This is a genomic window from Nonomuraea wenchangensis (genome assembly GCF_900111685.1).
Classification (GTDB): Bacteria; Actinomycetota; Actinomycetes; order Streptosporangiales; family Streptosporangiaceae; genus Nonomuraea; species Nonomuraea wenchangensis.
Window position 1 is genome coordinate 308,547 of record NZ_FOHX01000001.1, and the last position, 14,404, is coordinate 322,950.

General features: G+C 73.3%; 11 protein-coding genes. 5 read left to right on the forward strand and 6 right to left on the reverse strand.

Features of this window, described 5'->3' with window-relative positions; genetic code table 11:
- Positions 1-3 precede the first annotated feature (3 nt).
- Positions 4-804 carry an inositol monophosphatase family protein gene (locus BMW85_RS01545; protein ID WP_091075868.1) on the forward strand — a complete coding sequence of 267 codons (801 nt, stop codon included), beginning with the start codon at positions 4-6 and terminating at the stop codon, positions 802-804.
- Between the two features lie 104 nt (positions 805-908).
- A complete protein-coding gene (locus BMW85_RS01550; protein ID WP_091075871.1) occupies positions 909-1,151 on the forward strand; it encodes a hypothetical protein in 243 nt (80 codons plus the stop codon).
- A gap of 12 nt (positions 1,152-1,163) precedes the next feature.
- Here BMW85_RS01550 and BMW85_RS01555 read toward each other — a convergent pair whose 3' ends face one another.
- The gene (locus tag BMW85_RS01555; protein WP_091075873.1) at positions 1,164-2,321 is read right to left on the reverse strand and encodes an ArsB/NhaD family transporter; all 1,158 of its coding nucleotides are present in this window, start codon (positions 2,319-2,321) and stop codon (positions 1,164-1,166) included.
- Between the two features lie 58 nt (positions 2,322-2,379).
- Between BMW85_RS01555 and BMW85_RS01560 the strand changes: the two genes are divergently transcribed.
- Positions 2,380-7,956 (forward strand): WD40 domain-containing protein, encoded by a 5,577-nt coding sequence (locus BMW85_RS01560; protein WP_091075876.1) that lies wholly within the window; start codon positions 2,380-2,382, stop codon positions 7,954-7,956.
- Here BMW85_RS01560 and BMW85_RS01565 read toward each other — a convergent pair.
- The gene (locus BMW85_RS01565) at positions 7,945-8,520 is read right to left on the reverse strand and encodes a TetR/AcrR family transcriptional regulator (RefSeq protein ID WP_091075879.1); all 576 of its coding nucleotides are present in this window, start codon (positions 8,518-8,520) and stop codon (positions 7,945-7,947) included. The two genes, BMW85_RS01560 and BMW85_RS01565, sit on opposite strands and share 12 nt — an antisense overlap.
- 95 nt (positions 8,521-8,615) lie before the next feature.
- Here BMW85_RS01565 and BMW85_RS01570 point away from each other — a divergent pair, with 95 nt between their 5' ends.
- Complete coding sequence (locus BMW85_RS01570) at positions 8,616-9,437, forward strand: SDR family NAD(P)-dependent oxidoreductase (protein ID WP_091075881.1); 822 nt, start codon at positions 8,616-8,618, stop codon at positions 9,435-9,437.
- 127 nt (positions 9,438-9,564) lie between these two features.
- Complete coding sequence (locus BMW85_RS49180; RefSeq protein ID WP_177240449.1) at positions 9,565-10,284, forward strand: hypothetical protein; 720 nt, start codon at positions 9,565-9,567, stop codon at positions 10,282-10,284.
- A gap of 129 nt (positions 10,285-10,413) precedes the next feature.
- Here BMW85_RS49180 and coaE read toward each other — a convergent pair whose 3' ends face one another.
- From coaE to rpsA, 4 genes are all read right to left on the reverse strand, one after another.
- Complete coding sequence (gene coaE / locus BMW85_RS01580; protein ID WP_091075886.1) at positions 10,414-11,016, reverse strand: dephospho-CoA kinase; 603 nt, start codon at positions 11,014-11,016, stop codon at positions 10,414-10,416.
- Between the two features lie 9 nt (positions 11,017-11,025).
- Entirely contained in the window at positions 11,026-11,514 is a 489-nt protein-coding gene (locus BMW85_RS01585) for a GNAT family N-acetyltransferase (protein ID WP_091077103.1), read from the reverse strand.
- Between the two features lie 27 nt (positions 11,515-11,541).
- Complete coding sequence (locus BMW85_RS01590) at positions 11,542-12,696, reverse strand: epoxide hydrolase family protein (RefSeq protein WP_091075888.1); 1,155 nt, start codon at positions 12,694-12,696, stop codon at positions 11,542-11,544.
- A gap of 171 nt (positions 12,697-12,867) precedes the next feature.
- Positions 12,868-14,346, reverse strand: coding sequence for a 30S ribosomal protein S1 (gene rpsA / locus BMW85_RS01595; protein ID WP_091075891.1), 1,479 nt, complete (start codon positions 14,344-14,346; stop codon positions 12,868-12,870).
- Between the last annotated feature and the right edge of the window lie 58 nt (positions 14,347-14,404).

Below are 14,404 nucleotides of genomic sequence, written 5' to 3' on the forward strand. Positions count from 1 at the left end.
CCGATGGACCTGGACCACGCTCGCACGGTCGCCGTCGAGGCCGCCGAGGCCGCGGGGGATCTGCTCAGGGAGGGCATGCGGGGCACGATCGGGGTCCGGGCCAAGGGCGTGGCCGGCGACGTCGTCACCGACCTCGACCTCGCCTCCGAGAAGCTGCTGCTGGAGCGCATCCTGACGGCGTTCCCGTCCCACTCGGTGATCGCCGAGGAGTCCGGGCTGGTGGGGGCGGCCGGCGGCGAGTGGACGTGGCTGGTCGACCCGCTCGACGGCACCAACAACGTGGCGATCGGGCTGCCCGCGTACGTGGTGGGCGTGGCGCTGTGCAGGGACGGGCGGCCGGTGCTGGGCGTGGTGCACGATCCGGTGTCCGGGCAGACGTGGTCGGCGCTGCGGGGGCGGGGGGCGACGGCCTCCTCGGGGGCGCGCCTCGCGCCGCCGTACGCGCCGAGCCCGCACGGCCCGCTGCTGGCCTGGACCCAGGGCTACGGCGTCGCCAGGGACGACGCCAGGGGCAGCGCGCTCAAGCAGGCGATGGAGCGGGCCTCGCGCCGGGTCCTGCAGCTGTGGGCGCCGCTGCTGTCGTGGGCGATGCTGGCGCGCGGCGACATCGACGGCATCGTCGGCTACCGTGCCGAGGCCGTCGACCTGCCGGCGGGCGCGCTGCTGGCCGTGGAGGCCGGGCTCGACATCAGGACGCTGGACGGCGGGCCGTTCGAGGCGTGCATGGACGCGCCCGCCGAGCGGCGCAGCTTCGTGGCCGCCCATCCGCGCGCCATCCCCGGGCTGCTCGCGCTGCTCCGCTGATCCGCTTTGTGCAGAAGTACGCGGAAGAAGTGTGTCGCAAGCCGATGAGTTCCGCTCCCGTCCGGGGTCTTATTGGACGACGGCACACGGAAGGGGAGCCCGACATGATGACCACGGCCGAACTCGCGCAGGTGCTCTTCACGACCGCTCTGCAGCCCTCCGACGCGCTCTCGCCGTACGCCATCCGCGCGGCCGTGGACGAGCGGCTGTGCGCGTGCGGCGGCGACCCGGCCCGGTGCGCGGGTCAGGTGGCGCAGGAGGCCGGCGACCACCCCGAGGCGTACGCGCGGCGCATGCGCTGGGCGCTCGGCGCGGTCGCCGGCGCCTACCAGCTCGCCGCGGCCTGACCCGCGCGGCTCTCAGAGCGCCCAGACGGTGGCGGCCAGTCCCACCACGGCCAGCCCGGCGCCGGTGAGCAGGAAGCGGCCCATCGGCACCCGCACCTCGTGCCGGCGGCACGACTCGAACCACAGCAGCGTCGCCAGCGACGCCCACGGCGTCACCACCGGGCCGACGTTGGTGCCCACCAGCAGCGACAGCAGCCGGTCCTGGTCGGCGGCCGGGATGACACCCTCGACGGCCTTGTAGGCGGGCAGGTTGTTGATCGCATTGGACAGGCCCGCGCCCACGGCGGCGGTGCGGTAGGGGTCGCCCTCGGCGCCGATCATCCACGTCATCAGGTCGGCGAGACCGTGCCGGCTCAGCGTCGGCACCACCAGGAACAGCCCGGTCACGAACACCACGAGCTGCCACGGGAACAACCGCCAGGACAGTCGCTCCCGGGCGCGCAGCAGGAACGCCGCCAGGACCAGCGCGGCGGCCCCACCCGCGGCCACGGCCACATGCGCCTTGAGCAGCAGCAGCACGATGAACAGCAGGCAACCGGCCGACGCCGCGCCGAACAGCACCCGGTCGCCGACCGGCTCCAGCACCGGCGGGCTGTAGCGCAGGTCGCCCCGCTCCCCCCGCCGCCAGAAGAACGCCCACAGGAACGCCATCGTCACCAGGATGGCCGCGATCTGCGGCGCCCACATGCGGGCGGCGAACTCCTGGGCGTCGAGGCCGAGCTTGTCCATGGCCAGGAGGTTGGTGAGGTTGGAGACCGGCAGCAGCAGGCTCGCGGTGTTGGCCAGCCAGATCGTCGTCATCGCCAGCGGCAGCGGGGCGATGCGGGCCTTCGGGGCGAGGGCCAGCATGACGGGGGTGAGCAGGACGGCGGTGGTGTCCAGGTTGAGGAAGATCGTGACGAACGACGCGAAGGCCGTGCAGAGGAGGAACAGGGCGGCGTAGTTGCCGCGGCCCACCACCGCCATCCGCGCCGCGACGGCGTCGAAGACCTGGGCCTCCTTGGTCAGCTCGGCCAGCACGATGACCGCCACCAGGAAGATCAGCAGCGGCCAGATCTCGTCCAGGCTCTCTGCGGCGGCCTCCCACGGCAGCAGCCCGGTCGCCACGAACACCAGGCCGAGCACCAGGAGGCCGATCCTGATCCAGTCGAGCAGACTGAGACGCCACACGCGAAGATGATCGCATAAGACCCCATGACCCGCGTTGCGCGCGGGGGATACTGACGGCATGGCACGTGACGGCAGGCCGACCGACATCTTCGTCAGCTACTCCCCGGCCGACACCGCGTGGGCGACGTGGATCGCCTGGGAACTCGAGGCGGCGGGCTACCGGACGATGATCCAGGCGTGGGACTTCGTCCCCGGCACCAACTTCATCGACTTCATGGACCGCGGGGTCAGCGAGGCCCAGCTCGTCGTCGCCGTGCTCTCGCGCAACTACCTGACCTCCCGCTACGGCCGCATGGAGTGGCAGGCGGCGCTGCGGGCCGATCCCGACAACCCCTCCAACAAGCTCGTGACGATCCGCCTGGAGGACGTCCAGCTCGAAGGGCTGCTGTCCACGATCACCTGGGTGGATCTGCTCGGCGTCACCGACCCCGGGCAGGCCAGGGCGCTGCTGCTGGGCCGGGTCGGCGAGGCGCTGGCGGGCCGGGCCAAGCCGGAGTACGCCCCCGCCTTCCCCGACGCCGGCCGGGGCGGCCGCGCGCCGGCGCCCGCGCCGACGCTGCCGCCCCCGGCCGAGCGGGCCCGGAACCGCCGCGCCCCGGTGACCGCGCCCGCCTTCCCGCCCGCGGCCGGCCCCGCCGGCGGGCGGAAGTCGGTCAGCGTGCTGCACATCGGCGGCCCTCGGTTCGGCCGGGCGCTGCCCGATCCGGGCGACCCGTTCACGCCCGAGGACATGCAGGCGCGCATCTGGGCGGACCTCACCGCGATGTACGACCGCGGCACCCCCCGTCCCGACCTCATGGTCGTCAGCGGCGACCTGACCGAGTCGGGCAGTCTGCGGCAGTTCGGGCAGGCCACCAGGTTCGTCACCGACCTGCGGCTGCTGCTCGGGCTGGAGCCGCACCGGCTGGTGCTGCTGCCCGGCCCGCGCGACGTGACCAAGGCGGCGGCCAGCGCCTACTTCATGACGTGCGAGGCCGACGACGTGAGCCCGCAGCCTCCTTACTGGCCGAAGTGGCGGCACTTCGCCGGGCTGTTCGGCGAGGTCTACCAGGGGCTGGACGACCGGGTGTTCGACGGCGGGCAGCCGTGGACGCTGTTCGAGGTGCCCGATCTCAAGGTGGTCGTGGCGGCGCTCAACTCGACGATGGCGATGAGCCACCTCGAACGGGACGCGTACGCGCTGCTGGGCGAGGCGCAGGCGGCCTGGTTCGCCGAGCGGCTGCGGCCGTACGAGGAGAGCGGCTGGCTGCGCCTCGGCGCGATGGGCCATCCGCCGCGGGAGCTGCGGGACGCGCCGACCTTCGAGCGGCTGCTGGGGCACCGCCTCCACCTGCTCTTCCACGGCGGCCCCGGGCACGGCGGCGAGGGCCGGGTGGCCGCGCCGCGCGCCGGGCGGCACCAGGTCGTCGAGATCACCCCCGACGGCATGCGCACGTGGCTGCCGGACGAGGGCGTGCCGGAGCGGGTGCCGGGGAGGTGGCGGGGCGCGCAGGCGACGTTCACCGGCCGCGCCCTGGACGTGCCGCCGCCGCGGCCCAAGCCGGACGAGCGCGCGCCGACCCCGGTCGAGCTGCTGCTCGACCGGATCGCCGAGGTGTGCGAGGCGCGCCACGAGCGGGCCAGGATCCGCCGCTTCCCCGCCCATCTCGTGGTCACCCACCCCGAGGACGGGTTCGTCCGGCAGCTGATGATCGGCGCGCACGTCGGCGAGGTGACCGAGGAGGCCGCCGACACCTTCGCCCGGCAGGCGCACGCCGCCGGGCTGGCCGCCGAGCTGGTCCACCAGGGCCCGCCTGCGCCCCGCTGGATCCGCGACGACCTGATGCGGCAGGGGGTGCGGCTGCGCAGCTTCACCGAGTTCCAGGGCCTGCTCGACCTCACGGGCTACGTCAGCGAGCAGACCGCGCGGCTGATCGGCGACCGCCGCTACCCGCCCGACCTGTACGTCCCGCAGCGCTTCCGCGAGCTCGACCGCCCCGGCGGCCAGGTCAGGCACGGCCTGACGGACGAGATGATGCGGCTGCTGGCCACCGACCACGGCCGCTTCCTGCTGCTGCTCGGAGACTTCGGGCACGGCAAGACGTTCGCGCTGCGCGAGCTGGCCCGGCGCATCCCGGCCGAGCTGCCGCACCTGACGCCGATCCTCATCGAGCTGCGCGCCCTGGACAAGGCGCACTCGGTGGACGCGCTGGTCGCGGCCCACCTGGCCTCCCACGGCGAGGAGTACATCGATCTCAAGGCGTTCCGCTACCTGCTGCGGCAGGGGCGCATCGTGCTGCTGTTCGACGGGTTCGACGAGCTGGTGACGCGGCTGACCTACGACCGGGCGGCCGACCACCTCGCGACCCTGCTGGCGGCGGCCGAGGACAAGGCGAAGGTCGTGGTGGCCAGCCGCACCCAGCACTTCAAGTCGCACAGCCAGGTGCTCACCTCGCTCGGCGAGATGGTCGGGGTGCTGCCGCAGCGGCGGGTGCTCAGCGTCGAAGACTTCACCCACGACCAGATCCGCTCCTACCTGGACAACCGGTTCGAGGACGGCGACGAGGCGCACGCCCGCATGTCGCTCATGGGCGAGCTCACGGACCTGCTGGCACTCGCCCAGAACCCGCGCATGCTCTCCTTCATCGCCGACCTCGACGCCGACCGGCTGCGCACCGTGGCGCGGGCCCGCCACACGATCAGCCCGGCCCTGCTGTACGAGGAGATCCTCGGCTCGTGGCTGGCCTTCGAGGAGCGGCGGGCCCGGGTGCCCGGCTCCGCGATGGCCCTGACCACCGGCGAGCTGTGGCAGGTGGTGACGGCGCTGGCGCTGCGGCTGTGGGAGACGGGCGAGTCGCTGCTCGGCGTGGACGAGCTGACCGAGATCGGCGAGACGCTCACCGACCTGGCGGGCGGCCAGCTCTCGGCCGCCCACGCGGCGCACGCGATGGGCTCGGGCAGCCTGCTCGTACGCACCGAGGAGGGCATGTTCGGCTTCATCCACGCCTCGGTCATGGAGTGGCTGATCGCCAGGCACCTCGCCACGGGCGACCTCGCCCTGCTGGCCCGCCACCCGCTGTCGGCGCTCACCGTGGAGTTCCTGTGCGACCTCGCGGACGTACGGGCGCTGCGGGCCTGGGTGGCCGATCCGCCCGCCGGCGACGTCCCGCGCGCCAACGCCGTCAAGATCGCCGCCCGGCTGCGCACCCCCGCCCGCGCCGACCTGCGCGGCGCCAACCTCAAGGGCGAGGACCTGTCGGCCCGCGACCTGCGCGAGGTCGATCTCACCGGCGCCGACCTGTCGGAGGCCACGCTGGCCGGCACCAACCTGTCGCGGGCGGTCCTGCACGGGGCCCGGCTGGCGGGCGCGCGGCTCGACGGCGCGACGCTCGCCGGGGCCGACCTCACCGACGCCGACCTGTCGGGGGCGCGGCTGGCGCAGACCGACCTCAGCGACGTGACCGTGACGGGCGCCCGCTGGCACCGGGCCGCGCTCATCAACGTCACCGGCACGCTGCCGCACCTGCCCGGCGCGGCCGTGGTGCCCGGGCAGCCGGTCGAGGTGGAGTTCGCCCCCGCCGGCATCGGCGTCCCCTACGGCTACCACTTCCAGACCAGCCGTCTGCCCGAGCCGATCGCCTACAGCCCCGACGGCGCCACGGTCGCGATCGGCGACGAGGACGGCGGCGTGCTGCTGTGCGCGGGCGGCGCGCCGGTGCGCACGCTCCAGGGTCACCGGGGCCGCGTCTACGCCGTCTCCTTCGCCGGCGACCTGCTGGCCACGGGCGCGAGCGACGGCCAGGTCATCCTGTGGGACGCGCTCACCGGCGAACGGCTGCGCACCCTGACCGGCCACCCCGACGGCGTCTGGCCGGTGCGTCTCAACCCCGGCGGCGACCTGGTGGCGGCCGGCGGCGGCGACGGCGTCGTCCGCGTGTGGGAGAGCGCGACCGGACGGGCCGTGCACGAGCTGGCCGGGCACCAGGCGCCGGTCTACACGACGGCCTTCAGCCGCTCGGAGCTGGTGACCGGCGACGCGGCGGGGGCCGTACGCGTCTGGGACCTGGAGAACGGGCAGATGCGGCACACCCTCGACGGCCACCGCGGCGGCGTCTACCGCACCGTGCTCAGCCCCGACGGCACGCTGCTGGCCACCGGCGACGAGGCGGGCACGGTCCGGCTCTGGGACACCGCCTCCTGGCGGCTGCTGCACACCCTCACCGGGCACGCGGGCAGCGTCTACTGCCTGACGTTCGCGCCGGACGGCTCGCTGCTGGCCAGCGGCGACACCGCGGGCGGCGTACGGCTCTGGGACCCGTCTGGGCGCACGCTCGGCGTGCACACGACGCACGCGTCATCGGTCTACCAGGTCACCTTCAGCCCCGACGGCGCCGTGCTCGCCTCCGGCGACTCCGCCGGGCTGGTCCGTCTCCAGCCCGTGGGCGGCGGGCCGCGGGTGGAGCTGACCGGGCATCGCAGCTCGGTGTGGCCGTTCGCGTACCGGCCGGACGGGCAGCAGCTCGCGACCAGCAGCAACGACGGCACCGTGCGGCTGTGGGACCCCCACACCGGCCAGTGCCAGCGGGTGCTGCGCGGCCACGGGCGGCGCATCTCGTCGGTACGCTTCAGCGCCGACGGCACGATGCTGGCCACCAGCGGCAACGACGGCGTCGTACGGCTGTGGGAGCCGCGCACCGGGCGGCGGCTGCGCGAGTTCAGCGGCACCTCCGACCGGCTGATCTCCGCGCTGTTCTCCCCCGCCGCGCCGGTGCTGGCCACCTCCAGCAACGACGGCGGAGTGCACCTGTGGAACGCCGTCACCGGCGACTACGAGCGCGAGCTGCACGCCGAGACCGACCACGTGTGGGCCGAGGCGTTCAGCCCCGACGGCGACCTGCTGGCCACGGCCAACGACGACGACAGCGTACGCATCTGGTACCGGCCTACCGGGCGGCTGGCGGCCAACCTGCTCGACCACCGGGGGCGGGTGCGCTCGATCGCGTTCAGCCCCGACGGCTCGTACGTGGCCACCGGCTGCGACGACAAGCTCGTCCGGATCTGGCACGTGGCCTCGGGCGGCCGGATCGCCACCCTCGAAGGGCACACCGACCGCGTCTACTCCGTGGCCTTCTCCCCCGACGGGCGGCTCCTGGCGAGCGCCGGCAACGACGGGCGCGCCCTGATGTGGGAGCTGCTGCCCGGCCAGCCCTGGCAGCCGCGGCTCAGGCGCACGCTCGGCGGCGACGGCGGGCGGTGGTGGGGCGTGGCCTTCGACGCCGCCGGCGCGCGGCTGGCGACCTGCGGCGACGACAAGCTCGTCCGGGTCTGGGACGTGGCGACCGGGCGGCAGCTCCACGCGCTGGCCGGGCACACCAGGCGGGTCTGGTCGGTCGCGTTCAGCCCGGCCGGTGACGACCTGCTGGCCAGCGCGGGCGACGACGGCGTGGTGATCCTCTGGTCGGGCGGCAAACGGCGGGCGACGCTGCTCGGGCTGCCCGAGGGGTGGGCGGCGCTGGCCCCCGACGGCCGCTACAAGCTGCACGGCGAGCCGGGCGGGCAGTTCTGGCACGTGATCGGGATGTCGCGGTTCGAGCTGGGCGAGCTGGATCCGTACCTGCCCGGGGTGCGGCAGGTGCCGCTGGACTCACCCTTCTGACGTGCCGCGCATGGGGCGGCCGAGCAGGGCGGTCGCCACGCTCTCGATGTGCGGGGCGAGGTCGGCGGTGGCCGCCCCGGCGAGCGCCGGGGTGCCGACGACCGAGCGCAGGATGCCGATGCCGACCAGCCAGGCGCTGAGCAGCTCGGCGCGCAGCTCGGCGTCCTCGCCCTCGGCCAGGTCGGCGAGGGCCCGTACGTAGGTGCCGCAGACCTCCTCGCGTATCCGCAGGCGGGCGTCCTCGTGGGCCGAGGAGCGGAGCATGGCCACCAGCGGGTGCTCGCCGCCGTAGCCGGTCCAGTCCTGGAAGACGACCGCGCCGACCATGCGGGCGACCAGCTCCTCGGGCGGGCCGTCCGCGGCGAGGCCGGCCGGGAGGTCGGCGGTGACCTCGTCGAACAGGGCCTTCTTGGAGCCGAAGTAGCGGAAGATCAGGGTGGCGTCCACGCCGGCGTCGGCGGCGACGTCGCGGACGCTGGTGGCGTCGTAGCCGTCGCGGGCGAAGCGCAGGCGGGCGGCCTCCAGCAGCCGGGCCCTCGTGGCCTCCCGGTCCCTCTTCGCCATCGCCCCTCCTGGTCATCGACTGTTGACATCCTATCGGCCGGGCATGTTACGGTCCTTCAAGTCATCGAACGATGACTTGGCGACGGGAGCACGGCATGGGAACGTACGTGGTGGCGGGCGGCACGACCGGGATGGGGCGCGGCCTGGCGCTGCACCACCTCCGGGCCGGCGACCGGGTGACAGTGGTCGGCAGCGATCCGGGCAGGGGGCGGGCCCTCCTCGCCGAGGCGGAGCGGCTGGGGGCCGGGGAGCGGGCCGCGTTCGTACGGGCCGACCTGACCTCGGTCGCGGAGAACCGGCGGGTGATCGAGGAGGTCAGGGCCCGGCACGACGCCCTCGACGGGCTGATCCTCACCGCCATCCGGCACTTCGGGAGCCGCACCCTCACCCCTGACGGGTACGAGGCCACCTTCGCCCTCTACTACGTCAGCCGCCTCCTGCTCAGCCACGGCCTCACGGACCTGCTGGAGAAAGGGGACCAGCCGATGATCGTGAACGTGTGCGGCGTCGGCGTCACGAAGGGCCGCATCCACTGGGACGACCTGTCGCTCGGCCACGACTACGGCGGCATCAAGGCGATGCTGCAGGGCGGACGGGCCACGGACCTGCTGGGCGTCGCGTACCCGGACGTGCATCCCGGCGGGCGCACCCGCTTCCTGCTGCACCATCCGGGCTTCACCGACAGCGGCACCGGCAGCCTCTCCCAGCCCGCGCGGACGCTCGTCCGGCTCCTCGCCAAGGTCGCCGGGCAGCCCGTGGAGAAGGCCATCGAACCGATCATCGCGCTGATGGCGGACCCGCCCGCCGGGCGGCTGCTCGCCTACGACCGCCGTACGCCGGTGGACCCGTCGATCCCGACGCTCGACCCGGCCGCCGCCCGCCGCCTTTACGACCTGACCCGCCACCTCCTCGACTGAACGCCCCTTTTGCCGCGATTGCCGCGCTCGGCCGCCGGACTGTGGGAGGATCCAGGGCTAGATCGTTTCGGTGGCGCGGAGCATCGCGAAGGGAATGGACGATGGTTACCTGCCGGAGGCTGGGCTCGTGACCGACGGACGCGACCACGCCGGGCCGGGCGACGCGGAGTGTGTCCCGGCAGCGGGCGGGCGGGAGGTCATGCCCAAGCGGGCCCCCGTACCGTTGCCGTGGGCCCAGGACCCGGGCACCAGCCCTGCGCGCGAGGGCGAAGGTGAGGGCGAGGGCGAGGGCGAGGGCCGCTCGCAGGCCGCCAAGACGGCCGCCGTGGCGGTGGGCGTGGTGCTGCTGACCCTGGCCGGGGTGCTGATCGGCATCCCGGCGTTCCGCACGACGCTGGACCCCGTGCCCTACCCGGGGTCGGTGCCTCCGACGCCGCCCGCGGCGGCACTGCGTAGCAGCCCCGCCGCCACCGCACCCGCGTCGGTCACCACGCCACCGACCGTGGACGCCGCGCCCGTCACGGCGCCCTCAGCGCCCGTCACGACCCCCTCGGCGCCGCCTTCGTCGCGGCCGTCGTCACAACCGGTCACGACCTACCCGACCACGCCGGGCATCGTACGGCCGCAGGCCGCCCGCAACCCGCGCGACCGCACCACCCGCCCGCGCGCCATCCGCCCCCAGCCGGTACGCCGCAAAGGAAACTCCGTGGTCATGGGCACCGGCGGGGACTCAGGCACCCCCGCCCCCACGGCCACCACGACCTCCCCGGACACCACCGGCACCCGCACCCCGGCCCCGCAGGCCCCGGGCCGCCTCAAGGGCCAGGCAGCCCGCGAATCCTCCTGACCGGCCCGAAGCCCGGCCCACGGACCAGCGCAGGGACCGGTGGTCCATCGATCAGCCCAGGGACCGGTGGTCCACAGACCAGCCCAGGGACCGGTGGCCTGGACAGGCCGCCCGCCGGCGCACGGCCGGTCAGCCGCGCGCACCTCGCCGCAGCAGGTCGGTCCAGACCTCGGCCACCCGCGCGTCCAGCTCCTCCAACGACCCTTCGTTCGCGATGACGACGTCGGCGACCGCCAGCCGGTCCTCCCGGCTCGCCTGGGCGGCGATGCGCGCCTTGGCGTCGGTCTCCGCCATGCCGCGATGCTCGGCGAGCCGCCGGATGCGCACCTCGTCGGCCGCGTCCACGACGATCACGACGTCGTGCATGGGGGCGAGTTTGTTCTCGGCCAGCAGCGGCACGTCGTAGACCACGACGGCGTCGCCGGGCGCGTCCGCCTGCAACTGCGCCACCCGCTCCCCCACGAGCGGATGCACGATGCCGTTGAGCACGGCCAGCTTCTGGGAGTCGGCGAAGACGATCGAGCCCAGCTTCTCGCGGTCGAGCGCCCCGTCGGGGCGGAGCACCTCCTCGCCGAAGGCCGCGACCACCCGCGCCAGCCCGGCCGTGCCGGGTTCGACGACCTCGCGGGCGATCTTGTCGGCGTCGATCACGACCGCCCCGTGAGCGGCGAGCCGCCTGGACACCTCGCTCTTGCCTGATCCGATGCCGCCGGTGAGTCCAATCTTCAGCACCGCTGAAGCCTATCCACGATGGACGGACGGCGCACCGCCGGACGGCTCCGGCTCCCGGCGCAGGTGGACCATCATCAGGTGGTCGTCCATCCGCTCGCGGTGCGTCTCCCGGTAGCCCAGCCGCCGGTAGAGCTTGAGGTTGCCCGCCGACAGGTGCCCGGTGAACAGGTCGAACGCGGTCGCCTCCGGCACCTGCTCGTGCAGCGCCCGCAGCAGCGCCGTGCCGACGCCCTGCCCCTGCCGGTCGGGTACGACGACCAGCCGGCCGACCAGGCAGGTGGTGCCGGAGAGCTGCCCGCGTACGGCGCCGACGATGCGGCGGCCGCCGTCGAGCGCCTTGAGCACGAGGGCGCTCTCGATGGCCTTGCGCAGCTGCTCCAGCGACTCGACGAGCGGCGGGATGTAGGGGTCGCCGTAGAGCTGGGCCTCGCTCACGTAGGCCGCCCGTTGCACGGTGAGGATCTCCCCGGCGTCCGCCGGCGCCGCTCGTTCGATGATCACGCCGTCACCCTACCGGCCGGGCACTCACGGCCGGAGGAGGACCTGGAAGAACTCCCGGATCCCGGTCACGACCGTCGCGGGCGCGGCCATGGCCACCATGTGGCTGGGGCTCTCCCCGTCGCCCCAGTACACGACGTCGTTGCCGCGCTCGGCGATACGGCGCAGCAGGTCAGGTCCGCCGTGCGTGGCCCCGGTCGGCACCTCCCGCTGGTCGACGGGCATGCCGGCGGCGCCCTCGTAGTACGTCCAGGAGGACGAGCCGCCGGTGCCGGTGAACCAGTACAGGCTGGCGGTGGTCAGCAGCAGGTCACGGCCGATCGGCTCGGCGACGGGGCCGTTGCGCTCGGGCCAGCCGTCGAACTCCTTGAACCGCTCCACCAGGTACGCCAGCTGCGCCACCGGCGAGTCGGCGAACCCGTGGGCGAGCGTCTGGGGGCGGCTCGCCAGGTAGGGGCCGTACCCGCTGCCGCCGGCCATCCGCTCCCCCAGCGTCTTCAGCCAGCCCAGCTCCTCCGCGCTCGCCCCTTCCAGCTCGGCGGGGTCACCGGTCGGGATGCCGAGGCCGGAGGTGATGACCGCCCCGGTCACGTGCTCGGGGTCGAGGGCGGCGAGCCGCGCCGTGACCAGCGCACCGGCGTCGTTGCCGTGGGCTCCGTAGCGGTCGTGGCCGAGGCGGCGCATCAGCTCGGCCCACGTACGTGCGACCCGGTCGACGCTCCACGGCCGCTCGTCGGCGGGCTCGGGGAACGGCGAGAAGGCGAAGCCGGGCAGGGACGGCGCGACGACGTGGAAGGCGAGGGCGGGGTCGAGCCCGTGGGCACGCGGGTCGGTGAGCGGGCCGAGCACGTCGAGCAGCTCGGCGACCGTGCTCGGCCAGCTGTGCGTGACGATCAGCGGCAGCGCGTGCGGCTCCGGCGAGCGTACGTGCAGGAAGTGCACGCGCTGCCCGTCGATGTCGGTCGTGAACTGCGGGAAGGCGTTGAGCCTGGCCTCCTGGGCCCGCCAGTCGAAGGTCTCGGCCCAGTATTCGGCCAGCTCCCGCAGGTGGGCGACGGGCACCCCGCGGTCCCAACCGCCGGGAAGCTGTCGGGCCCAGCGGGTGCGCCGCAGCCGCTCGCGCAGGTCGTCGAGGTCGGCCTGGGGAATGTCGATACGGAACGGCGTGATCGTTTCGGTCATGGAACGAACAGTAGGAGGACATGCGGCAAGTACCGTTCCGCAATGTCCCGGGACGCCGAGAAGATCGGCGCCGTGGGGAAGATCGGTGTCCGAGCACGCGAAAAGCCCCGCACGAACCCGTGCGGGGCTTTCCGTTACCGCCTACTCCTGGCTACTCCTGGTGGCAGAGCCTCAGCTCTGGCCGCCCGCGAGCTTCTCGCGCAGGGCCGCGAGCGCCTCGTCCGAGGCGAGCGCGCCGGCAGCCGGAGCGGACGAGGAGCTCTGCTGAGCCTGGGTCTCGCCGCCGTAGGACGTCGGAGCGCCCTCGCCGGCCTCGGCCTCGGCCTTGCGGGCCTCCTCGATCTGCTTGCGGTGGGCCTCGAAGCGCTGCTGGGCCTCGGCGTACTGCCGCTCCCACTCCTCACGCTGCTTGTCGAAGCCTTCGAGCCACTCGCCCGTCTCCGGGTCGAAGCCCTCGGGGTAGATGTAGTTGCCCTGGTCGTCGTACGTCGCGGCCATGCCGTAGAGCGTCGGGTCGAACTCGACCTCGGCGCCCACGCCCTCGTTGGCCTGCTTCAGCGAGAGGCTGATGCGGCGACGGTCGAGGTCGATGTCGATGATCTTCACGAAGATCTCGTCGCCGACCTGGACGACCTGCTCCGGGATCTCCACGTGGCGCTCGGCCAGCTCGGAGATGTGGACCAGGCCCTCGATGCCCTCCTCGACCCGGACGAACGCGCCGAACGGCACCAGCTTGGTGACGCGGCCCGGCACGACCTGGCCGATCTGGTGGGTGCGGGCGAACTGCTGCCACGGGTCTTCCTGGGTGGCCTTGAGCGACAGGGAGACGCGCTCGCGCTCCATGTCGACGTCGAGGACCTCGACCGTGACCTCCTGGCCGACCTCGACGACCTCGGAGGGGTGGTCGATGTGCTTCCAGGACAGCTCGGACACGTGGACCAGGCCGTCGACGCCGCCGAGGTCCACGAACGCGCCGAAGTTGACGATCGAGGAGACGACGCCCTTGCGGACCTGACCCTTCTGCAGGGTGTTGAGGAAGGTCTGGCGGACCTCCGACTGCGTCTGCTCAAGCCAGGCGCGGCGCGACAGGACCACGTTGTTGCGGTTCTTGTCGAGCTCTATGATCTTGGCCTCGAGCTCGCGGCCGACGTACGGCTGCAGGTCGCGGACCCGTCGCATCTCGACCAGGGACGCCGGGAGGAAGCCACGGAGGCCGATGTCGAGGATGAGACCACCCTTGACGACCTCGATGACGGTGCCGGTGACGATGCCGTCCTCGTCCTTGATCTTCTCGATCGTGCCCCAGGCGCGCTCGTACTGGGCGCGCTTCTTGGACAGGATCAGGCGGCCCTCCTTGTCCTCCTTCTGGAGAACCAGGGCCTCGACGTGTTCGCCGACCTCCACGACGTCAGCAGGGTCGACATCGTGCTTGATCGAAAGCTCGCGCGAGGGGATGACACCCTCGGTCTTGTAGCCGATATCGAGAAGGACCTCGTCTCGATCGACCTTGACGACGGTGCCCTCGACGATGTCGCCGTCGTTGAAGTACTTGATGGTCTCGTCGATCGCGGCGAGGAAGGCTTCCTCGGACCCGATGTCGTTGACCGCTACCTGCGGGGTGCTCGAGGTGGCCTCAGTGCTGGACGTCATGTGTGGAATTGCTCCGAACGCGGACAGGATGTCGATGTGGCGGACGCGCGGCAGGCCC